This window comes from Streptomyces sp. NPDC088147, assembly GCF_044741565.1.
Lineage (GTDB): Bacteria > Actinomycetota > Actinomycetes > Streptomycetales > Streptomycetaceae > Streptomyces.
Window position 1 is genome coordinate 898,888 of record NZ_JBIUSY010000001.1, and the last position, 21,316, is coordinate 920,203.

Here is a 21,316-nt window from a genome sequence, read left to right on the forward strand (position 1 = left end):
CGGGGGTCCTGGGAGGTGGAGTCGCTGGGAGGGGGCTACGGCTTCTGGAACCCGGCGTCCTGGAGGATCTTCTGCGCCTCGGGCCCGCCGAGCCAGCTGACGAACGCGGCGGCGGCCTCGGTGTGCTGGGAGGTCTTGAGGGTGGCGGCGGGGTACTCGGCGATGGCGTTCTGCGCGTCGGGGATGGCGACGGCGTCGACCTTGCCGGTCGCGGACTCGGCGTCGGTCTTGTAGACGATGCCCGCGTCGGCCTCGCCCAGCTCGACCTTGCTCAGCACGGCACGCACGTTCGGCTCCTGCGAGACCGGCTTGACCACGATCTTCTGCGCGTCCAGGACCTGCTTGCTGTAGCGGCCGACGGGCACCTCGGGCGCGGCCAGGACGACCTTCAGCTTGGGGTCGGCGAGGTCCTTCAGGCTCTCGATCCGGTCCGGGTTGCCCTCGCCGGTGGCGATCACCAGCCGGTTCTTGGCGATGATCTCCGGGGAGCCGGTGTCGCCCCGGAGACCGTCCATCGTCTTCGTGTCGGCGGTGACCAGCGCGTCGGCCGGAGCGCCCTGCTTGACCTGGGCGGCCAGCTCCTGCGAACCGGCGAAGGAGAACGTCACCTTCGTGCCCGGGTGCGCCTTCTCGTAGGCGGCGCCCGCCGTCTTGAACACATCGGTCAGCGAAGAGGCGGCCAGTACGGTCAGATCCGCCGCGTGGGCGCCGCTCGCCGAGGCCTCGGCGGTGGAGCCCGCGTCGGAGTCCTTCTCGCTGTCGCTTTCACCGCCGCAGGCGGCCAGCGGCACGAGCAGGGCGGCGGTCATGAGCACGGTCGCGGCACGGCGCCGGGTGAGGGCGAGAGACATGAGGGGGGACTCCTTGGCGGTACGGGCCCGGTATGGGCACGCGAGCGGACAGTGACAGGAGCGCCGGGGACGGGCGACGCCTCGGGGCGGTACGAAAAGCGGCATAAGAATCGGCGCGAAAAACGGTACGGAACGCGACACGGAAGGCCAGCGGGCCGCGAGGGCCCGGGGAACGGCGGCGGCGCGGCGCACACCACGAACACCACGACGCCTCGGGAACCGCGCGGGTCACGTGCGGTCGATGTGCACGCTGGTGGACTTCACGCGGGCGGTGGCCTGTACGCCGACCTCGAGACCCAGTTCCTCGACGGCTTCCCGGGTCAGCAGGGAGACCAGCCGGTGCGGACCGGCCTGGATCTCCACCTGGGCGGCGACATCACCGAGCTTCACGGCGGTGACGATGCCGGGAAACGCGTTACGGGCCGAGGTGTACGAGACGTCCTCCTCGCCCGTGTCGTTCTGCGCGAGCTCGATGGAGAACGCCGCGAGCGCGCGGCCGTCGATGAGACGGCGCCCGCCCTCGTCGCGATGGGTCGCGACCCGGCCCGCGTCGGCCCAGCGGCGCGCGGTGTCGGGGCTCACCCCGAGAAGCCTGGCCGCCTGACCGATGGTGTAGGACTGCATGTGCGACAAGATAGGCCGTATTCGCTCGCACATACAATTCTCACGTCAATCATCCAGCGCGTTTGCGAGGTGCCTGGAGGAAGCGCCGAAAGCCCCGGTGGCCGGCCTGGCGCCGGACAGCCGGCTCAGCGCTTGACGGCCCGCAGGATGACGAACTTCGGATCGCTGGTCACGGTCTCGCAGTTGCCGAAGAGCCGCCGCAGCTTGATGTGGTAGCCGAGGTGGCGGTTGCCGACGACCCACAGCTCGCCCCCGGGCCGCAGCGCGGCGCGCGAGCCGGTGAACATCCGCCATGCCGTCGCGTCGGTGGTCGCCTGATGCGTGTGGAACGGCGGGTTGTTCAGTACGAGATCGACCGTCCCCGCCGGTACGTCCGTCATGCTGTCGCCGAGGACGAACTCGGCCGCGGTCCCGGCGTCGACGTTCTTGCGGAAGGTGGCCTCGGCCGAGGCCACCGCCGAGAAGGACTCGTCGATGAATGTCACCCGGGCCGCCGGGTTCTCCAGCGCCATGGCCGTGCCCACGACACCGTTGCCGCAGCCGAGGTCGACCACGTGCTCGGGGCCGTGGCGCCGGGGCAGATGGCGCAGCAGGAAGCGCGTACCGATGTCGAGCCGCTCGGCGCAGAAGATCCCCGCGTGGTTGACGACCGTACGGCCCGATACGGATCCGAGCCCTTCCGGCAGCGCGTAGCTGTGCGGCCAGGGGCCGGCCGTGCGTGTGCGCCCCGGCGCGGCCGTGCCGAAGATCAGCCGTGCCTTTCTGACCGCGAGCGAGGTCCTGGTCGGGCCGAGGATCTGGTCGAACAGCTTCAGTGTGGAGGTGTGGATCTCGGTGACCCGTCCCGTACCGATGACCACGGTCCCCGGATGCACCGCCGGGGCGAGACGGTGCAGTTGGTCCTCCAGCAGCGCGAGGCTCTTGGGGATGCGGATCAGCAGCACGTCGACGCGCTCCGGCGGGGTGTCCCTGGCCGAGAGCAGCCGTACGGAATCATCGCCGACACCGGCCCGGCGCAGATTGGCGCGGGTCGCCTGCTGGGTGAGATACGAGTCGGTGATCTGGACGAGCGGGTCCGCGACGAGCTGTTCGAGCCGGCGCGCGGCGAGCACCGTGGTCAGGGCGCCCCAGCGGTCCCCGACGACGACCACCGTGCCCGACAGGTCCGTCGGTTCGGTGGCTTCCCGCGCGTCGCCCGCCGGGCCCGTGTCGGTCGGGCCCGTGTCCGCCCGGCCCGTGTCCCCCTGCCCCGTGCCGGCTCCCGCGAGGTGCCGCAGCAGATACTCGTCGGCGGCGTCCCACGCGCGCAGCGTGTCGCGGGGATGCTCGGGGAATCGGGTGAGGCCGAACTCGCCCCAGGGTGTCGTCAAACGGTTCATCGTGGTCACAGGCTATCCGTCTGGGAGCACGGCGTACGCCCCGAGGCTCACGCGGTGCCTGTTCAGTACGGGTTCGGCGCGCCGCGTGGCCGCCTCGCCCGCCGCCGGCCCACCGCCGCTCCGTACGCTCACCGGTCCGGTCCGTCCTTCGCCGTCCGGCGCGCGCGGTCCAGGGCCGTCCGCGCCTGCCCGACCGTGAGGACGGCGGCGAACTCGTTGCGGGCGATCTCCAGCACCACCTGGGCGTCGGCGGGCGGATGAGGGTGTTCACGCAGCGCGATGTCCGCCGCCGCCCGTGCGAGCAGATCGTCGTCGGGAGACGCGCCCGGCTGGGACATGGTGCGCAGGACCTGGTGCCAGAGTCCGGTCATCGCGTCATTTCCCTTCGTCCGCGAGGCCGCTGCGCGTGCCGTCCACACTGCCGACGCCGTCCGCACTGCCCACGCCGTCCGCACCGTTCACACGGTCCTCGCCGTCCTCGCCGACCGCACCGTCCGCACCGTCCGTGGGACAACCGGATCCGCCGGGGCGGACGGAGAGACCGAGGACGGCGAGAGCGTGGTGGACCAGTTCGTCGGCCAGCAGCGGCGGCGAGAACGCGTCGGCGTTACGGGCCCAGTGCCCGACCAGTTCGTTGACCGCCCCGATGAGGGCGACCATGGCGAGCGCGTAATCGCGCCGTACGGCCTCGCCGCGCTCCACGGCGCGCTCGGCTTCCCCGATCAGGAAATCGGTCCACAGGCCGCGCCAGAGCAGCCGGTGCTCCTCCACCGCGCGTCCGGCGCCGATGACCTCGATGAAGGCGATCCGGGTGGCCGCGGGATCGGCGGTGACGGCGTCCACGTAGGCGCGGGTCAGGGCCGTGATCCGGTCACGGGTGTCGGCGGACTCCGCCGCGGGATCGCTGAGGACGGTCAGGGCGGCTTCCATGCCCGAACGGGCGACATCGTTGTGCAGCGCGATCAGCAGCGCCTCGCGCCCCTCGAACTCCTCGTAGAACGCGCGGATGGAGACCCGCGCGGTGACACAGATCCGCTCGATGGACGTGGCCGGGTAACCGCGCGTGGTGAACAGTTCGGTGGCGGTCGTGAGCAGCCGCTCGCGGCGCCGTGCCCTGCGCGTCTGGCCCGTGCGGTCCTGCGCCGGTGGTGTGTCCCCGGGGGACCGGCCCGTCCCGGCGGACGGCGGACCCGTCTCCGGGGGCGAGGGTCGCGCGTCGGCGGGTGGTGGTCCCGTTCGCGCGGGCGACCGGCCCGTACCGGCCGGCGACGTGTCTGTGGATTTCCGGACCGGATCCATCCGACCTCCCCGAATCGCCCTGTGAACGTGCTGTGTTGCGTTGTCGCGTGGGGTGAGGGCGCTTATCGAGCATGGCACGCGTCGTCGGCCGACACGCCGTAATCCGAGAATGCTCCGCTGTCCGCCGTCACGGTGCATTCCCGTGTGAAAACCACCCGAATGGCCGTCACGCCGGGCTCCCCCGGCCCCGGAACGCGATGCTCGTGCTCACGGCGATTCGGCGTCACCGACGAGCGGAGGGAGCGGGGCCGTGATGACCACTCCCGCGGACCGGGCGGAGCGCGGCCGGGCCGCACGCAAAGAGGCGTCCCGCTCCTCGCACGGTCTGTGGATACCCGCCGCCGACCGGCTCGATCCGCTCACCGTACTGGCACGCCAGACCGCCAACCGCGTCCCCGAACTGCTGCCGCTGCGCTACGAGCGCATGGCCGCCTCCCCGTTCGCCTTTCTGCGCGGCGCCGCCGCCGTGATGGCCGCGGATCTGGCCACCCAGCCCCGCACGGGACTCACCGTCCAGCTCTGCGGGGACGCCCATCTGCTGAACTTCGGTGTGTTCGCCTCGCCCGAGCGCGCGCTGCTCTTCGACCTCAATGACTTCGACGAGACGCTTCCCGGCCCCTTCGAGTGGGATGTGAAGCGGCTCGCCGCGAGCATCGCGGTCGCCGCGGGCGAGAACGGTCACTCCGAGGCCCACACCCGGCAGGCCGTGCACACCGCGTCCGCCGCCTACCGGACGTCGATGCGGCGGCTGTCCGCCCGCGGTGAACTCGACGTCTGGTACGAGCGTCTCGACGCCGAGGACATCCTTCCGCTCATGCGCGCGGAACATCGCAAGCGGGTCGAGTCGCAGCTGGCGCGCGCCGGGGAGCGCATCGGGCTGCGGACGCTGGACATGCTCACCGACGCGCCGGACGGGCAGCGCAGGATCACCCCCGACCCGCCCCTGCTCGAACCGGTGAGCCGGCTCGACATGGCCGTGCTCCGCCGGATCTTCATCGGCTACCGGAGCACGCTCCCGGAGGAGCGGCGCACACTCCTCGACCGGTTCCGCTTCATCGACGCGGCCCGCAAGGTCGTGGGCGTCAGCAGCGTCGGGACCCGCTGCTACATCGTGCTGCTGGAGGGCCGGCACGCCGGGGATCCGCTGTTCCTCCAGATCAGGGAGGCCGAGCGGTCCGTGCTCGAACCCCATCTCCAGCAGAGCACCTACGCGCACCAGGGCCACCGGGTGGTGGCGGGACAGCGGCTGCTCCAGGCGGCGAGCGACATCTTCCTCGGGTGGGTGACCGGGCCCGAGGGCCGGCACTTCTACTGGCGTCAGCTGCGTGACATGAAGGGCTCCCTCGTCGTCGAGGACATGTCGCCGCCGCTGCTGCACGACTACGCGCGGCTGTGCGGCGCGGCGCTGGCCCGCGCGCACGCCCGGTCCGGCGACCGGATCGCCATCGCGCACTACCTCGGCGGCTCCGACGCCTTCGACCGCGCCATGGCCGACTTCGCGCTGCGTTACGCCGACCGGAACGCGGCCGACCATGCCACGCTCGCCGCGGCCCTCGCGGCGGGCCGGCTGCCGGAGGAGCGCCCCGGGCCGGTGGGGCGCCGCTGACAGGTCATCCCCATGGGCGGGTTTCGCGGTCGGACAGCCGGCTGTCGTCTCCGCTCCCGTTCCCGTTATCCGTTCGGCTCGGCCGCGCAGGCGAGGTCCTGGGGCGGGCGCTGTCCGGCGGTCAGGAAGGCCGTCACCGCGTCGTTCGCGCACACGTTGCGGCCGAAGAGATAGACACCGTGCCCGCCCTGGTCGGCGGTCACCATCACGGCCCGTTCCCCGAGGGCCCTCCGCAGCTTCCGGGCGCCGGCCAGCGGCGTTCCCGGGTCACGCTCGTTCTGCACCATGAGGACGTTCGACGGGCCCCGGTCACCGATGCGCACCGGCGGCTCGACCCGCTCGTCCGGCCAGAACGCGCACGGTCCGATATTGGCCGTGGACCCGCCCAGCATCGGGTGGTTGAGCCGGTCGACGGCGACGTCCTTCTGATACTCCCGGACCGTCTCCGGCCACTGCGAATCACCGCAGATGACGTGATAACGGCTGGAGGAGAGGTTGTCCGGCGGGGTCAGCGGCGGGCCGGGCGGCAGCGGCCCGCCCGTGTCGAGTGCCTGCCAGATCCCGGCCAGCCGGGGCATGGTCACGTCGCTGAAGAGATGGTCGAGCGTGACCCCGCGGAACAGCGTCCCGTCGACGCCCTGGACCGGGTTCGCCTCCAGCCGCTCCGCGAGATCGAAGAACCTCGCGGTCACCTGCCGCGGTGTGGTGCCCAGACCGTACTCGGGGTGCGCGACGGCGAACGCCGCGAAGTCCGGGAACCGGTCCTCCAGCCCCCGGGCGAACATCCGCAGGGCCGTGACGTCGTAACCGCCGGGGCCCAGGTTGCTGTCGAGCACGATCCGGTCGCCGCGCTCCGGGAACATCGTCGTGTAGACCGCACCGAGGTAGCTGCCGTAGGAGGCACCGAGGTACGACAGCTTCGGCTCGCCCAGCGCCGCCCGGATCCGGTCCATGTCGCGCGCGGTGTTCGCGGTGGTGATGTGCGGCAGCGTCCCCGCCGTCCGTGAGGTGGCGCACTGCTCGGCGATGGTCCGCGCGTTCGCGGCCGACCGCGCGACATCGGCCGCGGTGTGCGCGTACGGCGGGAAGTTGCCACGTGCCAGCTGATCCGCCGTCAGATCGCAGGTCACCGGCGCGCTGCGGCCGACGCCACGCGGGTCGAAGCCGATCACGTCGTAGGAGTCCAGCACCTCCTGTGGCAGTCCGGAGGCGGCGAGAACGGCCGGGTAGCCGAGTCCCGCGGCGCCGGGGCCGCCCGGATTCGTCAGCAGCACGCCGCGGCGCTGGGCCGGTTTCGCGCTCGCCAGCCGGGAGATCGCGATCTCCGTCTTCCCGCCGTCCGGATCCCGGTAGTCCAGGGGGACTTCGAGCGTCGAGCACTCCAGAGGAAGCGAGGCGGTCTTCTCCGGGCACGGGCCCCACCGCGGTGTGGACGGGGTCGCCGCCGCCGGTGTTCCCGGCATCATGGTCGCCGCCAGTGTGGTGGCGGCGAGAGCGAGGGACAGGGTCGTGTGCATCTGGTGTCCTCCTGAAGGGCGCACGGGGGCGCCGGATCGGGCCAGGCCGTTCGCCGGCCGCGGATTCCGCCGGAACCACCGGCCCGTTCGGCGTCCTGTTCCGGTTGTCCCGGCACATGAAGGAGTCTGTTCGTGCGGCGCGGCCGGCACATCGGCCCGGCGGCTCGTACCGTCCTCGACCCCGGGCGAGGCGGTGATTCGACTCTGGTCCAGGGGGAGTTGGCCCTCGGTCCGATTCAGCGGCCGCGTGGTTTCGCGATAATGACCGGGTGAACATCGACGTCGCGCCACGGCTCGGGTGGTGGCAGCAGACCTGGCGGCTGGCGGCCGCCGCGGCCGTGGGCATACCGCTCTGGCTCTCCACCGGTGTGCTGCTGCGGTGGCAGGCGGCGGAGACGGGCTCCTGGTTCCTCATCGGTGATCCGCTGGTGGCCTTCGGCTGCCTGACGGCGCTTCTGTGGCGGCGGCGGTTCCCTCTCACCGTCGCCGTGACGATCGCGATCGCCTCCACCGCGTCGGCACTCGCCACCGGCACCGCGCTGGTGGCGCTGGGCTCGATCTCCACGCGTCGCCGACCGGTGGAGATCGGGGTCGTCGGGCTGGCCTACGTGACCGCGTCACAGTTCACCGTCGAGTTCTATCCGGTCCAGAGCACGCCCGGCTCGTGGTGGCTCCAGCTCACGTTGCCGACACTGACCGCGGGCATCGCGGCGGCGGCGGGCATGGCCATCGGCGCGCGGCGTGTCGAAGTGCGGTCCCTGCGGGACCGGGCGGAGAGCGCGGAACGGGAACAGGCCGCGCGAGCAGCGCAGGCACGGGCCCTGGAACGCAACCGGATCGCCCGCGAGATGCATGACGTGCTCGCGCACCGGATCTCCCTGGTCGCCATGCAGGCCGGCGTGCTGGATCACCGCGGCGACCTCGGGGCCGAGGAGAGCCGCGTGCTGGTCCGCGGTATCGCCGAGGGCTCCCGCCAAGCACTGGAAGAACTACGGGACGTCCTCGGTGTGCTCCGGGCCGACCCGGGCTGCCCGGAACCACCGCAGCCCTCCCTCGATCGCATCCCCGATCTGGTGTCCGACGCCCGCACATCCGGACTGGACGTCGCGCTCACCACCACCGTGACGGGAACACCGTCCGACGTCGTCGGACGGACCTGCTACCGGATCGTCCAAGAAGGACTGACCAACGCCGCCAAACACGCTCCGGGCGCACCTGTCCACATCACCCTCGAAGGAACGCCCGGCGACACACTCCACGTCAGCGTCCGCAATTCCCCGGCCGCCACGGAAACCGCACGACCACCGGCGTCGGGATTCGGCCTGCTCGGCCTCACCGAGCGAGTCGGCCTCGCCGGCGGAGAACTCAGCCATCACCCCACACCCGAGGACGGCTACGTCCTCACCGCACGACTGCCCTGGCCGAACCCCACCCACGAAAAGAGAGTATGAGTGGACAGCGAACGGGCACCGGTGCGTGTCGTCATCGTCGACGACGACCAGTTGGTACGGATGGCGCTGCGGCTCGTCATCGGCGGCGAACCGGATCTGACCGTCGTCGGGGAGGCGGCCGACGGGGACGCCGCTCTCACGGTGGTGGCCGAGCAGCGGCCGGACGTCGTGCTGATGGACGTCCGGATGCCCGGCCGCGACGGCCTCAGCGCGACCCGGGAGCTTCTCACCCGACCGGCGCCGCCCCGGGTGCTCATGCTGACCACCTTCGACTCCGACGATCTGGTGCTCGGCGCGCTGCGCGCCGGGGCAGTCGGGTTCGTCCTCAAGGACAGCCAGCCGCAGCGGATTCTCGACGCGGTGCGGGCCGTCGCGGACGGCGACCCGGCGCTGTCTCCAGCGGCCGCGGCGCGGGTGATCGCCGCGGCCACCGGCCCGCGGTCCTCTCACGTCCGCGACTCATCCCGCGAAGCCGCGCGTGAACAGCTGTCCGCACTGACCGAACGCGAACTCGAAACCGCTCGGGCCGTCGCGGACGGGCTGGGCAACCCGGAGATCGCCCGGAGGCTGCACATCAGCGTCGCGACCGTCAAAGCACACATCGGCGGCCTGTTCGCCAAGCTGGCGGTCGAGAACCGGGTGCAGATCGCACTCCTGGTCCGCGACGCGGAGGAATGACCAGCCCGTCCGCGCCCCGGAGTGTCTCCTCGGTGGAGGGCTCGTCAGCGCGCGGTCCGCACCAGCAGGACGGCGGCCTCCCGCGCCCGCAGCGCCGGTTCCGCGGTGTCGAGTATCGCGGCGGTCACCATGGCGCCCTCGGCCAGGAGCTGGAGCTGATCGGCCGTGTCCGGGGGAAGCCTCGCGTCGGCCACCAGACCGGCCAGATACCGCTTGAAGGCGAGCTTGTGCGCCCGCGCCTGCGCCGCGACCCGGGGTGAGGTGGCGCCGAGTTCGCCGTACGCGTTGATCCAGGCGCAGCCACGGAAGTCCGGCTCGCCGAACCACGCGTGCAGATGATCGAAGACCGCCAGGATCCGTTCCTCGGGATCCCGGTGGCGGTCCACCCGGTCGGCCAGTCGCCGGCGCCACACGAGGTCGCGCCGCGCGAGGTACGCCTCGACCAGCTGGTCCTTGGCGGGGAAGAGCTGGTAGAGCCGCTTGAGCGAGACCCCGGACGCCCCGCGGATGTCGTCCATGCCGACGCTCTGGACACCGCGGGCGTAGAACAGCCGCTCCGCCGCGTCCAGCGCCTGTTCCCTGGCGACCGCACCGTCCGTCCTCGCCACGCTTCCCACCCGTTCCTCGCCCCGTCGTTCCCCGACCGGCCTCCTTGACCGGAGAACCATCGTTCTCTAGCGTAGCAACGAGAGCGGAGAACGCTGGTTCTCCCTCGTGGTCCGCACCGGTACCAGGTCCGCGCCGATACCGGTCCGCACCGGTCCGCAGCACCCCGCGCCAGAAGGAGCCCGTGATGAGCACCCGTCCGCCCCTGCCGCCGTTCACCCTCGATACGGCGAAGCAGAAGGTCCAGGCCGCCGAGGACGCGTGGAACACCCGCGATCCGCACAAGGTCTCGCTCGCCTACACCGAGGACTCGCGGTGGCGTAACCGGGACACGTTCGTCACCGGCCGGGACGCCATCGTCGAACTGCTCACGCGCAAGTGGGAACGCGAGCTGGAGTACGCGCTGCGCAAGGACCTGTGGGCCTTCGAGGGCGATCGCATCGCGGTGCGCTTCCAGTACGAGAGCCATGACGCGGACGGCCAGTGGTGGCGCTCGTACGGCAACGAGCTGTGGGAGTTCGACGCGAACGGCCTGATGTCCCGCCGGGAGGCCAGCATCAACGACGTACCCATCCCGGAGAGCGAGCGCCGGATCTTCGGCCCGCGGCCCGACGCGGAACGCGGCGAGTCCTTCCCCCTGCGCTGAGTCGCCGCGTGAAGCCTCACGCGGTGTGGGCCGGTCCCGCCCCTCAGCCCGCGTTCAGGGCCGGACCCACGGTGTCGAGAGCGGCCCCGGCGTCATCGGCGAGCGTCACCGCCACCAGCCGCACCTGCTTGGACGGTACGAGGCCGGGGTTGGGCCGGAGCATGAACCGCCCCACGTAGTGCCCGCCGCCCGAGGCCCGCAGCTCGATGTCGCCCTCGGGCCAGCCGAGGTGTTCGATGTCCCACGGCTTGCGGTCCACGGTCAGCGTGCCGTCCTGCTCCAGCCGCGCCGGGTGGCCGAGGAGACTGCCGTACTCGAACCGGCAGCCGCGCAGCCGCAGGATCTCCACGAGATGCCGGCTCACCTGGTCGACCACGGCGTCGGGGGAGCCGGTGGACTGCGCGAGCCGTGCGGTGTCATGGATCCTGCCGAGCAGCCCGGCGTCCACCACCGTCATCACATGCAGCCGTCTCGCGTGGGCGGCCAGCTGCGACACGGCGAGCCCCACCGCCAGCAGCAGCACCGCGGTCTCGATGTCGTTCGCGCCGGTGATGCTGAACCGTTCGAACGGCCGGGCCAGGAAGAAGTCGAACCACAGGGCCGCCGACAGCGCGGCCACCGCGCCGGCGACACGGTTGCCCATGGCGGCGACCGACACGACGACCACGACGAGGATCAGCGCCAGATCGGCGCTCGCCATGCCCGAACGGAGCGGCAGCAGCACCAGGGCGACCGCGAGGGGGGCGATCAGCGCCGCGCCCAGTGCGATGCGGTCGCGAAGCGGGAATCTCATGGTCCACCTCGCCGTCGTGCCTCGGACGCCGGACCCATCCGGTCCGGCCGCCGGATTCAGGACCGCCGAACGGCCCTCGACCTGTGATCTTCCCTCGGCGGCCGCCGGGAACCCGGACCGCCGGGGGTCTTGACGCGGCCCTGCTGCCGGCCGCGCGGACCTTGACGCGATCCTGACGCCCCGGGACCGGCCATCAGGGCCGTACGGAGGGGCGGGCGCCCGACGGGGCGGCGGACGGGGCATGCACATCGGATGAAACACGTGTGGTGCCACCGCGGCGCGTGATACGTCTCCGTGTCATGGACGATCTTGTGACTGAGCGGCTCGTGCTTCATCCGTTGAGTGTTCTGGAGGCCGAGCGGGTGGCCGCGGCCGAGCCGGCGGACGGGGACCGCTGGGCGCCCGGGTATCCCGCCGACGGCGACATGGTGGGGGCCAGACGCTATCTGACGACGTGTGCGATCACCGGTGATCCCCACCCCTTCGGCCCGTACGAGATCCGCCGTCGCGAGGACGGGTACGCCATAGGCGGGCTCGGTTTCCACGGCGCCCCGGACGAGAACCTCACCGTCACGATCGGCTACGGCCTGATCCCGTCGGAGCACGGCAGGGGATACGCCTCCGAGGCCCTGCGCGAGCTGCTGCGGTTCGCGCGGACGAGCGGTATCACCCGTGTCCAGGGCGACACCGACCATGAGAACACCGCGTCCCAGCGCGTCATGACGGCGGTCGGGATGCGGCTCGTCTCGGAGGACGAGCAGCTGAAGTACTACGGGATCGTCTGGGCGGACGGCCGGCAGGCCGGGTGATGATCCGGTGTCACCCGGCCCGTCGGGGCGGTCCGCCGCGCCTCGTCCCCGGCTATCCGCGGCGCGGGGTGGGCGTACGGCGGCGGGCCGCCGGCCGGTCGAACACGCTGTCCATGGACGGCTCGTCCTCCCCCTCGCCGTCGGGCAGCGGTGGCAGTTCCACGGTGTAGCGCGGTTCGAGGAAGATGTCGTGATGCTGCGGACGCGCGTTCGGCGCGGCCCCCGTGCTCGGTTCCTGCGACGGATCCTGACGGGACGGTGAAGAAGGCATGCACAACCGTTCGGAGAGTCGAGCGGCCGCGCGGCCCGAATGCCGATCGACCCGCTGGGAAGGTGTCTACCTCATCATTCCCCGTCCCGCATCACCGCAGGTGGCCGGAGCGTGGCGCCGCCGGTCCCGGCTGCTCCTCCGGCGTACCGCGTCGGCCGGTTCCACCGGGTGCGGGCCGGGGTGGTGAGAGTGCCCGTCCGCGCACCGCCCACCGGTCGGTGAGCATGCTCGTACGGAGCTGATTCAGGGTACGCGAGAGCGACCGCGGGGTCTGCATCAGGAAGCCCCCGAACCGCTCGGCCGGCCGCGCACCGAGGGCCGTAGCCGGATAACGCGTGCGGGGGCACTCGGACGGATGAATGAAGCGCGGGCTGCCGTGGGCACCGCCGCGCGCGCCCGGGGCGGTCCCGGCGTCGGCTCCCAGGGCGTGTCCGGGACGTCGGCGGGTGTCCCGACCGGGCGGTCCGGACGAGTTGGGCGAGCCGAGCGGGCCCGGCGGGGGAAGGGTGAGGTCGTGCGTCTTGTCCGAAACGCCGTGGGAGAGCCGGTGGCCGAGCTGGTGAAGGGACGGCGCCCGCAGCCGATCCTGGTACAGACGATGCGGTCGGCCGCCGCCGCGACGATCGCCTACGTGGTCGCCCTGTGGCTGAGCGACGAACCGGCGCCGCTGACCGCTCCCCTGACGGCGCTGCTCGTCGTGCAGGTCACGCTCTACTCGACCCTCACCACCGGCATCCGCAGGGTGAACTCCGTCGTCGCCGGGGTGCTGGTGGCCAGTGGCTTCAGTGTGCTGGTCGGGCTGACGTGGTGGAGCCTGGGGCTGATCATCGTGGCCTCGCTGATCGTCGGACGGCTGGTCCGGGTGGACGAGTTCGTGCCGGAGGTCGCGATCAGCGCCATGCTCGTCCTCGGGGTGACACGGGTGGCGTCGACCGCCTGGGACCGGGTGCTGGAGACACTGATCGGCGCGGTGGTGGGGCTGCTGTTCAACTTCCTGTTCGTGCCGCCGGTGTGGGTCCGTACCGCCGGCCAGTCCATCGAGGATCTCTCCCGCCGTATGCGCCAGTTGCTGCTGCGCATCGGGGAGGGGCTGACGGAGACCACTCCGGTGGAGCGCGCCGCCGACCGGCTGCACGAGGCACGCCGTCTCGACCACGACATCAGCGAGGTGGACGCGGATCTCCGGCAGGCCGAGGACAGCGTCCGGCTCAACCCCCGGGTCAAGGAGGGGCTGCTGCGCCGTGTGGTGCTGCGTACCGGTCTCGACACCCTGGAGATCTGCACGGTGGTGCTGCGCGTACTGGCCAGGACACTGACCGACCTCGCCAAGGAGCGTACGGAGGAGCCGCTGTTCCCGCAGGAGGTGGGGATCGCGCTCCAGGAGCTGCTGGCCCGGGTCGCCGACGCCGTCGTGAGCTTCGCCGTACTGGTCACCACGGAGGTCAGCCGGAGCGCGGAGACCGCCGAGGCACGGCTCGCGGAGGATCTGGAGGCGGCGAACGCGAGCCGGGAACGGCTGGCGGGGCTGCTGCTGGAGGGCGTCCAGCGGCACCCTCGTCAGTGGCAGCTCCATGGCGCGCTGCTCGCGGAGATCGACCGGATCCTGGACGAGCTGGACATGGAGAACCGTTCCAAGCGGCTGATGGAGGAGCTGGACCGCGCCTCTCGGGAAACGCGTGAGCGATACCCCCGGCTGGCCGCCACATGGCAATGGGGACGGGACGCGTGCCAATGGGTACGGGAAGCGCTGCCGCGCCGGGGCTAAAGGCCGGCCGGGCGGCCGATATACCGAACAGGGAAAGGGCGGGGCGGTGCCGGGTCTCTCCCGGCCACCGTTCTGGCGTGAATCGCTCGTTCGCGGAGCAACGGGAAACTGCCGCCGGAATATTGACGGAGTTTTTGCCCGGACCGCAATGAGCCGAGGTGTATTCGGGCACGGACACCGCCCTCCGCTCCCTCCCGGCCCCGCAATCATGGGCGTCATCAGCGAGGACGGCGAGATCCGGCCGCCCGGCCGGATGTGATCAGTGGCCACGCCCGCGCCGCCCGAGCCCGCCCGGCGGACCACTTTCCGGCGTCTCAGCAGGTCCATGGGGTGCGCGGAGAGCGAGAGTTGGCTGGGGCGGTTGAGGGGACCGGCGCGGATGGCGGTACTGTGCGCGCGCGCCGTCATCGTGGGCGGCGCGGTTATCGCGGAGGATTTTGTGACTCTATTCAGCGGATCATGGCGGCGCAGAAGCGCCCTCATAACCGTCGCCACGGCAAGTGCGCTCGGTGTCGGCCTGTCGGCCGTTCCCGCGTCCGCGCACACGCCGACGTGGTCGGTGACCTGCTCCGAGGTCAGCCTCGACCTGACCGCCTACGGCAACAGCGACAAGAACACGGTGACGGTCACCGTGGACGGCAAGGACCTGCTGCCCACGGAGAATTTCAAGAACGACTTCCACAAGAAGCTCGACCTTCCCGAGCACAAGAGCGAGCTGAGCGTTCGTCTCATCGTGGTGGCCGCCGACGGCGACCAGTTCTCGAAGGACGAGACGAAGACCGCTCCGGTCTGCGAGGAGCCCAGCCAGCCGCCGTCCTCGGGGACCCCGAAGCCGACGCCGACGCCTTCGGAGGCCACGCCCACCACCGAGGCGCCCACGCCGACGCCTTCGGCGACGGTCACGCCCACGGACGAGGCCGACAGCTCGGCGCCCGCGGTGCCGTCGTCGCAGCCGAGCCCGGCCGGGGACGACCTCGCCGAGACGGGTTCCTCCAGCTCCACCCCGCTCATCGCCGGTGCGGCCGCCGTCGTACTGGTCGCCGGAGCGGGCATCATGTGGGCCGCGCGCAAGCGTCGTACCGCTGGAAACTGACCGACCGCTCCCCGCACACCGCCCCGCCGCCACGTCGGACGCCGTCCGGACTTCACCGCCAACACTCGGCGGCCCGGACGTCGGTGACCCGGCCATGAGGCATGGACCGGACGACTGCTCGCCCGCCAGGGGCGCGTCGGCCGGACTCCCCGCGGCACAGGCGGTGTGAGGAGTCGAGGAGATACGGAGCGGGCGGGCCGCCCCGGTGGGGCGCCACCCCGACGTACTCCTCGCGCAGTGTGAGGCCCCGCGGCATCCCCCGTCCGCGGGGCCTCGCCATGCGTGGCGCGGCCCGCGCGCGGACAATGGACCGGACACCCGCCTGCGGAGCGAATCCCCGGCGGCGCGAACCCGGCGGCGAGACCTCGCCGCCGGACCGGAAAAGCCCGCCGACAGGCCACCGACACGCTGGGGGCGCCATGGATCCGGTGGAGGCTCTCGACAGGATCGCCTTTCTGCTGGAGCGCTCGCGGGCCGAGACCTATCGGGTGCGCGCGTTCCGTACCGCCTCGGCGGTGGTGGCCGGCATGCCCGCCGAGGAGGTCGCGCGACGCGCCGAGGCGGGCACGCTCGGCGGGGTGCGCGGCATCGGTCCCAAGACGTCGCAGGTCGTGGAGGCCGTGGTGAAGGGCTCCGTTCCGGAGTATCTGGCGCGGCTGGAGCGGGAGGCCGCAGGGCCGCTCGCGGAGCGTGGACACACACTGCGCGCGGCGCTGCGCGGTGACTGCCATCTGCACTCCGACTGGTCGGACGGCGGCAGTCCCATCGAGGAGATGGGGCGGACGGCGGCCGCGCTCGGTCATGAATGGGCCGTGCTCACGGACCACTCCCCCACCCTGACCGTGGCCCGGGGGCTGACGGCCGGGCGGCTGCGCGAACAGCTCGATGTGATCGCGGAGCTGAACGAGCGGTGGGCGCCGTTCCGGCTGCTGACCGGCATCGAGTGCGACATCCTGCCGGACGGCTCGCTCGACCAGGAGCCGGAACTGCTCGACCGGCTCGATCTGGTGGTGGCGTCCGTCCATTCGAAGCTGCGCATGGACGCCGCTCCGATGACCCGGCGCATGATCGCCGCCGTACGCAATCCGCTGACCGATGTGCTGGGTCACTGCACGGGGCGGCTGGTCATCGGCCGGAGCCGGCGGGATCGCGGCGGATCGGGCGGCAGCCGCCCGGAGTCGGCGTTCGACGCGGACGCGGTGTTCGAGGCGTGCGCCGAATCGGGCACCGCGGTGGAGATCAACAGCAGGCCCGAGCGGCTCGACCCGCCCCGCCGGCTGCTGCGCCGGGCGGTGGCGGCCGGGGTCTTCTTCGCCATCGACACGGACGCGCACGCGCCGGGGCAGCTCGACTGGCAACTCCTGGGCTGCGCGCGGGCGGAGGAGTGCGACGTGCCGGTCGACCGGGTCGTCAACACCTGGCCGGCCGAGGGGCTGCGGGAGTGGACGCGGACCCGCCGGGCCCCGGACCCGGGCTGAACGGCGCCCGCTGTATGTACGGGAGAGCCGGACCGCGGCGGCCGGGCTCAGCGCCCTGCGTGCGAGCCGGGCCCGGCGGTCTGCCGGTGAGCCCGGCTCAGCCGTCGTCCAGCGCGGCGAACAGACTGGTGTCGAGGCGAGCCAGCAGATCGGTCGGATCCTCGTACACCTCCACCGCGCCGCCGGACTCCAGGGCCGCGCGCGGAATGCCGCCCGACAGCAGGGCGACGGGGCGGACACCGGCTCGTGTCGCCGCCTCCATGTCCCACACCGAGTCGCCGACGAACACCGCCCGTTCCGCCGGCACCCCGGCCAGCTCCAGTGCCGGGCCGACCGGGTCGGGGGCCGGCCCGCCCGCCGGTACGTCGTCCGCGCCCGCCGTCCCGAGGATGACGTCGTCGGCGTCGATCGCCCCGCGCAGCGCGGTGATCTCGGCCTCGCCCGCCGAGGTCGCGAGTACGATCCGCCAGCCCCGGTCGGCGAGCGACCGCAGCAGATCGCCCGCCCCCTCGAAGGCGGGCAGCCGGTCCAGGCGGGTCCCGTACAGCGTGGTGTGCGCGGCGCTGATCCGCGCGTCCTGGCCACGGTCGCGCTCGTCGCCGAGCAGATGCGCGATCAGATCGCCGGAGCCGAGGCCGATCGCCCGGTGGATCGCCGACATCGGCACCGTGTGCCCGGCCTGGCGGAACGCCTCCCACCAGGCGGTCACGTGAAGGTGGTTGGTGTCGACGAGTGTGCCGTCGATGTCGAACAGTGCCGCGCGCGTCGCCATATGTGTCCCGTTCCCGTTCGGGTCGGGCCCCGGGACCACGCCCCGGCGCCCCGGATGCCTGGAGCAACGTCTTGATCATGCCGTCTTCTCCCGGCCCGGAAGGGGTTGAGCGGGGCCGTACGGGTGAACCACCGGCCTTCGCACGCCGCGTGACGTACCCGTTCCGCACCCCGTGAACCGTCACCGCGTGCACCGTCAGTCCGAGGGCGGTGGCGGCAGGCGCAGATGGGCCAGGTCGTCCGGGACCGGGGCGTTGGGGCGGAACAGTGGGGCCGACTCGCCGTCCGCGGCCGTCGCGGGCGCGTCGGTGAGCCGGAAGCGGGAGCGCAGCCGGGTGTAGAAGTCGGTCGGGCCCAACCGGACCAGCCGCAGCCGGTACTTGGCGCCGTACACACCGACCCAGTCGCCCGGCCCGAGCACCCCGCGCAACTGGCCGTCGATGCTCAGCGCCACCTCACCGGAGTGGGGCAGTACCCGCAGGGCCACCGATTCGTCGGGAGCCGCCACGACCGTGCGGTCGAACGTCATGTGCGCGGCCACGGGCGTGAAGACCACGGCGTCCATGTGCGGGGAGAGCACCGGGCCTCCGGCCGCGAAGCTGTAGGCCGTCGAGCCGGTCGGGGAGGCCACGATGAGCGCGTCCGCGGAGTACGCGGCGAGAAGACGGCCCGCGATATAGACCCCGAGGCTGACCTGCCGGTCCCGGACGAGCTTCTCCAGTACGACGTCGTTGACGGCGACGATGTCCAGCGCCACCCCCCAGCCGTCGCCCTCCGCGGTGTCCGGCCGGACATGGGGTGGCGGCAGCGACGGCACCTGGCTGGAGCGCAGCAGCGCTTCCATGACGGTCGGCATCTGCGGAACGCGCGACGTCCGCATCGTGAGCGTCATCCGGTCCTCGATCTCGGCACGCCCCGCGTGGACGGCGTCCAGTGCCGTCGTGACCTTCTCCGCCGGGACCTCGGTCAGGAATCCGACCCGGCCCAGATCGACCCCGAGCACCGCCGCGTCGTTCTTGGCGGCGATCCGGGCTCCGCGCAGGAACGTGCCGTCGCCGCCGAGGGTCAGTACGAGGTCGGGATGGCCGGCCGCGGTGGCCTCCTCCTGGCCTCCGTGGCGCGGTTCATGGACCTTCCAGACATCGATCTCCGTGCACGGGATCCCCTGCGCCCGGCACCAGGCGTGGACGGCGCTCGCCGCCTCGACGGCCGCGGCGCGGCCCCGGTGAACCACGAGGCCGATGCGTTCGACAGACATGCTCGCGCTCTCCGTACGTCCGGTCCCTCGGAATGCGTCCGCTCCGGCGGTCGGGGCACCGCCGCGCACCTTCCAGGGTCGCCGATGACCCGGCGGAACGGCCGGGGCCGGTCGGCCCCTTATCGGATTCACCCGAATGGCGGATAGCGCCGGATGCCCCCGCCACGGCACCGACCACCGTGAACGCTGGTCCGACAGGCACCCGGAGCCAGGTCCCGGCCACGCCGTCATGCCGCCCCGGTTGCCACGGGTCCCGGACGGATGCGCGATGGAGTCGTGCGCGCCTGACCGTGAGGGGCCAATCCCGCAGACGCGCTTCCCCCACGCGAGGAGTGATCGCTGATGTCAGCCGATGGCGTGTTCGACAACCCCAGCAGGCTCAACGGTTTGGCCATATACGACAAGGACGGCGACAAGATCGGCAACGTCGGCCAGGTCTATGTGGGCGACCGTTCGGGCCGCCCGGAGTGGGTCACCGTGAAGACCGGTCTGTTCGGCATGAAGGAAAGCCTCGTCCCGCTGTCCGGCGCCCGCCGCGCGGGTGAGGACATCCACGTCCCGTACGCGAAGGAGACCGTCAAGGAGGCTCCGAGGCTGGACGCGGACGAGCATCTGGACCCCAGTCAGGAGAAGCAGCTCTACAAGCACTACGGTCTGACCGCCACGGGCGCCGGTCTGGGCATGGCCTCGGGCACCGCCGCGGGTACGGGCACGACCTCCGGCACGAGCTCCGGCACGGCCGCGGGCGCGGCCTCCGGCACGGGGCGGACGGGGGCCGGGACGGCCGCCGGCGCGCGGCCGGGTGCCGGCACCGCCGGCGCGGCACGGCCCATGGCCGGGGTGCGCGGCTCGATGCCCGACGAGGACAAGGAACGGTACGGCGAGGAACTGATCCGGTCCGAGGAGCAGCTGCACGTCAGCACCGAGGAACACGAGGTGGGCCACGCCCGGCTGCGCAAGGTCGTGGTGACCGAGAACGTGACCACCTCCGTGCCGCTCAGCCACGAGGAGGTCCGGGTCATCCACGAGGCGATCGCGCCCGAGGACCGGTCCGGCGTCCGCAGCTCCCGTATCGGGGAGGCTCAGACCGAGGTGACCCTGCACGCCGAACAGCCTGTCATCCGCAAGGAGTCCGTCCCGGTCGAGCGCGTGCGCATGGAGACGGAGAAGGTGACCGAGCAGAAGGAGGTCTCCACCGAGGTCCGCAAGGAACAGATCGAGTACGACACCGATCAGACCGACACGGGCCTGGGCGGCAGGCGCGGCTCCGGCCGCTGACCTGGCCGGGATCCGCCGTACACGAACGCCCCCGCCCGCCACGTCCGCGTGGCCGGCGGGGGCGGGCCGTACGCGCCCTCGGCGGCCGGCTTCCCGGGGTCGAGGGCGCCCGGCGACTTGCTGCACCCGGCGCGTACGGTGGGTGGGCGGCATGGCCTCTCCGAGCGTTCGGGCCGGTGCGGGGACGTGGAACCGCCGGTGCGGGAACGTGGGACCGAGCGGTGGGACCGAGCGTCAGCTCGCGCTCGGGCTGACGCTGGCGCTCGCGCTCGTGCTCGGGCTGGTGCTCGCGCTGGGGCTCGCGCTCTGCGGCGGGGTGGTGATGGCCTTGCCCTCGGGGCTGACGACGAACCACTTGGCGCCGAACTCGGTCAGGTCCTGGCCCTTGGTCTCGCCGGGCTTGGTGTCTTCCCTGAACGTGTAGAGCGGGTGGCCGTTGTACATGGCCTGCTTGGTCCCGTCACTGCGCGTGGTGGTGGTCAGCAGATTCGCCTTGACGCCGGCGCCTGCCTGCGGGGTTCCCGTGACGAGCGCGGGCGGCCAGTCCGCCACGCAGTCGCCGGTGCACGTGGACTTCTTCGCCTTGTCCGCCTCGAAGAGGTAGAGCGTATGGCCCTTGCCGTTGACCAGGATCTTTCCGAAGGGTCCGGTCTTGACGGATACCTTGCCCAGTTCCTCGGACGGGTTGACCGACGGGGAGCTCGTCACGGACGAGGACGGGGAGGTGGAGGCCGAGGCCGCCGCGAAGTCCGCGGGCTCTTCCCTGGAGGCCGATCCGCTCCCGCTGTCGGAGCAACCGGCGACCACCCCGGCGCACAGTGCGGCCGCGGCCAGCGCGGCTGCTGTCCTGGTGTTGATCCTCATACAAGTCTCCTCCAGCTCAGGGCCGCCCCAGGGGCAGCTCAGCGTCCGCCCGATCGCGGTCGCAGCTCCCACTACACGACAGGCTCCGAAAGCGGGCCACCGGACAGAGCCGTACGGAGTACACGACCCCTGACCGGGCGTACGTACAGCCGGCACCGGGCCCCCGGCACAGCCCTTGCGGGCCCTGGCCTGTGGCGGCGTGGGCTCCTCCGTACGGGTGAGGTAGTGTGGGGGGCTGCGAAGGGGAGTAGCCCCGCGAACCGGTCGTCGACACACTGG

The 21,316-nt window shown here is 72.0% G+C and carries 21 protein-coding genes; 9 read left to right on the forward strand and 12 right to left on the reverse strand.

Going from position 1 to position 21,316, the window contains the following annotated elements; translation table 11 throughout:
• Window positions 1-35: 35 nt before the first annotated feature.
• From modA to ACIOGX_RS03125, 5 genes are all read right to left on the reverse strand, one after another.
• Window positions 36-851 (reverse strand): molybdate ABC transporter substrate-binding protein, encoded by an 816-nt coding sequence (gene modA / locus ACIOGX_RS03105; RefSeq protein ID WP_384765200.1) that lies wholly within the window; start codon window positions 849-851, stop codon window positions 36-38.
• A 228-nt stretch (window positions 852-1,079) separates the two neighbouring features.
• Complete coding sequence (locus ACIOGX_RS03110) at window positions 1,080-1,475, reverse strand: helix-turn-helix transcriptional regulator (protein WP_356509568.1); 396 nt, start codon at window positions 1,473-1,475, stop codon at window positions 1,080-1,082.
• A 125-nt stretch (window positions 1,476-1,600) separates the two neighbouring features.
• The gene (locus tag ACIOGX_RS03115) at window positions 1,601-2,854 is read right to left on the reverse strand and encodes a methyltransferase (protein WP_401910521.1); all 1,254 of its coding nucleotides are present in this window, start codon (window positions 2,852-2,854) and stop codon (window positions 1,601-1,603) included.
• Between the two features lie 128 nt (window positions 2,855-2,982).
• Complete coding sequence (locus ACIOGX_RS03120) at window positions 2,983-3,225, reverse strand: hypothetical protein (protein ID WP_356509566.1); 243 nt, start codon at window positions 3,223-3,225, stop codon at window positions 2,983-2,985.
• Window positions 3,226-3,229: 4 nt separating this feature from the next.
• The gene (locus ACIOGX_RS03125) at window positions 3,230-4,153 is read right to left on the reverse strand and encodes a TetR family transcriptional regulator (RefSeq protein ID WP_401909790.1); all 924 of its coding nucleotides are present in this window, start codon (window positions 4,151-4,153) and stop codon (window positions 3,230-3,232) included.
• 253 nt (window positions 4,154-4,406) lie between these two features.
• On the opposite strand from ACIOGX_RS03125, the gene ACIOGX_RS03130 reads away from it, so the two are divergent.
• Window positions 4,407-5,759 carry a DUF2252 domain-containing protein gene (locus ACIOGX_RS03130; protein WP_356509562.1) on the forward strand — a complete coding sequence of 451 codons (1,353 nt, stop codon included), beginning with the start codon at window positions 4,407-4,409 and terminating at the stop codon, window positions 5,757-5,759.
• Window positions 5,760-5,824: 65 nt separating this feature from the next.
• Here ACIOGX_RS03130 and ACIOGX_RS03135 read toward each other — a convergent pair whose 3' ends face one another.
• Window positions 5,825-7,276 (reverse strand): alpha/beta hydrolase, encoded by a 1,452-nt coding sequence (locus ACIOGX_RS03135; RefSeq protein WP_401909793.1) that lies wholly within the window; start codon window positions 7,274-7,276, stop codon window positions 5,825-5,827.
• Between the two features lie 269 nt (window positions 7,277-7,545).
• On the opposite strand from ACIOGX_RS03135, the gene ACIOGX_RS03140 reads away from it, so the two are divergent.
• Both ACIOGX_RS03140 and ACIOGX_RS03145 read left to right on the forward strand, forming a co-directional pair.
• Window positions 7,546-8,727 (forward strand): sensor histidine kinase, encoded by a 1,182-nt coding sequence (locus tag ACIOGX_RS03140; protein ID WP_401909795.1) that lies wholly within the window; start codon window positions 7,546-7,548, stop codon window positions 8,725-8,727.
• Entirely contained in the window at window positions 8,728-9,405 is a 678-nt protein-coding gene (locus ACIOGX_RS03145) for a response regulator transcription factor (RefSeq protein ID WP_356509556.1), read from the forward strand.
• A 44-nt stretch (window positions 9,406-9,449) separates the two neighbouring features.
• On the opposite strand, the gene ACIOGX_RS03150 is transcribed toward ACIOGX_RS03145, so the two are convergent.
• Entirely contained in the window at window positions 9,450-10,013 is a 564-nt protein-coding gene (locus tag ACIOGX_RS03150) for a TetR/AcrR family transcriptional regulator (protein WP_401909798.1), read from the reverse strand.
• Window positions 10,014-10,198: 185 nt separating this feature from the next.
• On the opposite strand from ACIOGX_RS03150, the gene ACIOGX_RS03155 reads away from it, so the two are divergent.
• A complete protein-coding gene (locus tag ACIOGX_RS03155) occupies window positions 10,199-10,657 on the forward strand; it encodes a DUF1348 family protein (RefSeq protein ID WP_383968622.1) in 459 nt (152 codons plus the stop codon).
• 43 nt (window positions 10,658-10,700) lie between these two features.
• On the opposite strand, the gene ACIOGX_RS03160 is transcribed toward ACIOGX_RS03155, so the two are convergent.
• Entirely contained in the window at window positions 10,701-11,450 is a 750-nt protein-coding gene (locus tag ACIOGX_RS03160; RefSeq protein WP_401909801.1) for a DUF4118 domain-containing protein, read from the reverse strand.
• A 299-nt stretch (window positions 11,451-11,749) separates the two neighbouring features.
• Here ACIOGX_RS03160 and ACIOGX_RS03165 point away from each other — a divergent pair, with 299 nt between their 5' ends.
• Complete coding sequence (locus ACIOGX_RS03165) at window positions 11,750-12,259, forward strand: GNAT family N-acetyltransferase (RefSeq protein WP_356509548.1); 510 nt, start codon at window positions 11,750-11,752, stop codon at window positions 12,257-12,259.
• A gap of 52 nt (window positions 12,260-12,311) precedes the next feature.
• On the opposite strand, the gene ACIOGX_RS03170 is transcribed toward ACIOGX_RS03165, so the two are convergent.
• Window positions 12,312-12,530: a hypothetical protein gene (locus ACIOGX_RS03170; RefSeq protein WP_129767582.1), complete on the reverse strand. Its 219-nt coding sequence runs from the start codon at window positions 12,528-12,530 to the stop codon at window positions 12,312-12,314.
• Window positions 12,531-13,128: 598 nt separating this feature from the next.
• Here ACIOGX_RS03170 and ACIOGX_RS03175 point away from each other — a divergent pair.
• The 3 genes from ACIOGX_RS03175 (at window position 13,129) to ACIOGX_RS03185 (ending at window position 16,866) form a co-directional block, all read left to right on the forward strand.
• Entirely contained in the window at window positions 13,129-14,295 is a 1,167-nt protein-coding gene (locus ACIOGX_RS03175; RefSeq protein ID WP_356509901.1) for an aromatic acid exporter family protein, read from the forward strand.
• Window positions 14,296-14,734: 439 nt separating this feature from the next.
• Entirely contained in the window at window positions 14,735-15,388 is a 654-nt protein-coding gene (locus tag ACIOGX_RS03180) for an LAETG motif-containing sortase-dependent surface protein (RefSeq protein ID WP_356509546.1), read from the forward strand.
• 419 nt (window positions 15,389-15,807) lie between these two features.
• A complete protein-coding gene (locus tag ACIOGX_RS03185; RefSeq protein WP_356509544.1) occupies window positions 15,808-16,866 on the forward strand; it encodes a PHP domain-containing protein in 1,059 nt (352 codons plus the stop codon).
• Between the two features lie 97 nt (window positions 16,867-16,963).
• Here the strand turns inward: ACIOGX_RS03185 and ACIOGX_RS03190 are convergent, their stop codons facing one another.
• Window positions 16,964-17,638 carry an HAD family hydrolase gene (locus tag ACIOGX_RS03190; protein WP_401909806.1) on the reverse strand — a complete coding sequence of 225 codons (675 nt, stop codon included), beginning with the start codon at window positions 17,636-17,638 and terminating at the stop codon, window positions 16,964-16,966.
• A gap of 195 nt (window positions 17,639-17,833) precedes the next feature.
• A complete protein-coding gene (locus ACIOGX_RS03195) occupies window positions 17,834-18,895 on the reverse strand; it encodes an NAD(+)/NADH kinase (RefSeq protein WP_401909809.1) in 1,062 nt (353 codons plus the stop codon).
• Between the two features lie 342 nt (window positions 18,896-19,237).
• Here ACIOGX_RS03195 and ACIOGX_RS03200 point away from each other — a divergent pair, with 342 nt between their 5' ends.
• A complete protein-coding gene (locus ACIOGX_RS03200) occupies window positions 19,238-20,173 on the forward strand; it encodes a DUF2382 domain-containing protein (RefSeq protein ID WP_384765218.1) in 936 nt (311 codons plus the stop codon).
• 234 nt (window positions 20,174-20,407) lie between these two features.
• Here ACIOGX_RS03200 and ACIOGX_RS03205 read toward each other — a convergent pair whose 3' ends face one another.
• Entirely contained in the window at window positions 20,408-21,037 is a 630-nt protein-coding gene (locus ACIOGX_RS03205; protein ID WP_383968641.1) for a hypothetical protein, read from the reverse strand.
• Between the last annotated feature and the right edge of the window lie 279 nt (window positions 21,038-21,316).

Bases quoted from the DNA above. Each gene is read 5' to 3' on its own strand.
- modA (WP_384765200.1), bottom strand. From the start codon at position 851: ATGTCTCTCGCCCTCACCCGGCGCCGTGCCGCGACCGTGCTCATGACC.
- ACIOGX_RS03160 (WP_401909801.1), bottom strand. From the start codon at position 11,450: ATGAGATTCCCGCTTCGCGACCGCATCGCACTGGGCGCGGCGCTGATC.
- ACIOGX_RS03185 (WP_356509544.1), top strand. From the start codon at position 15,808: ATGGATCCGGTGGAGGCTCTCGACAGGATCGCCTTTCTGCTGGAGCGC.
- ACIOGX_RS03190 (WP_401909806.1), bottom strand. From the start codon at position 17,638: ATGGCGACGCGCGCGGCACTGTTCGACATCGACGGCACACTCGTCGAC.
- ACIOGX_RS03130 (WP_356509562.1), top strand. From the start codon at position 4,407: ATGACCACTCCCGCGGACCGGGCGGAGCGCGGCCGGGCCGCACGCAAA.
- ACIOGX_RS03155 (WP_383968622.1), top strand. From the start codon at position 10,199: ATGAGCACCCGTCCGCCCCTGCCGCCGTTCACCCTCGATACGGCGAAG.
- ACIOGX_RS03125 (WP_401909790.1), bottom strand. From the start codon at position 4,153: ATGGATCCGGTCCGGAAATCCACAGACACGTCGCCGGCCGGTACGGGC.
- ACIOGX_RS03175 (WP_356509901.1), top strand. From the start codon at position 13,129: ATGCGGTCGGCCGCCGCCGCGACGATCGCCTACGTGGTCGCCCTGTGG.
- ACIOGX_RS03135 (WP_401909793.1), bottom strand. From the start codon at position 7,276: ATGCACACGACCCTGTCCCTCGCTCTCGCCGCCACCACACTGGCGGCG.
- ACIOGX_RS03170 (WP_129767582.1), bottom strand. From the start codon at position 12,530: ATGCCTTCTTCACCGTCCCGTCAGGATCCGTCGCAGGAACCGAGCACG.
- ACIOGX_RS03110 (WP_356509568.1), bottom strand. From the start codon at position 1,475: ATGCAGTCCTACACCATCGGTCAGGCGGCCAGGCTTCTCGGGGTGAGC.
- ACIOGX_RS03165 (WP_356509548.1), top strand. From the start codon at position 11,750: ATGGACGATCTTGTGACTGAGCGGCTCGTGCTTCATCCGTTGAGTGTT.
- ACIOGX_RS03120 (WP_356509566.1), bottom strand. From the start codon at position 3,225: ATGACCGGACTCTGGCACCAGGTCCTGCGCACCATGTCCCAGCCGGGC.
- ACIOGX_RS03200 (WP_384765218.1), top strand. From the start codon at position 19,238: ATGTCAGCCGATGGCGTGTTCGACAACCCCAGCAGGCTCAACGGTTTG.
- ACIOGX_RS03115 (WP_401910521.1), bottom strand. From the start codon at position 2,854: ATGAACCGTTTGACGACACCCTGGGGCGAGTTCGGCCTCACCCGATTC.
- ACIOGX_RS03195 (WP_401909809.1), bottom strand. From the start codon at position 18,895: ATGTCTGTCGAACGCATCGGCCTCGTGGTTCACCGGGGCCGCGCCGCG.
- ACIOGX_RS03205 (WP_383968641.1), bottom strand. From the start codon at position 21,037: ATGAGGATCAACACCAGGACAGCAGCCGCGCTGGCCGCGGCCGCACTG.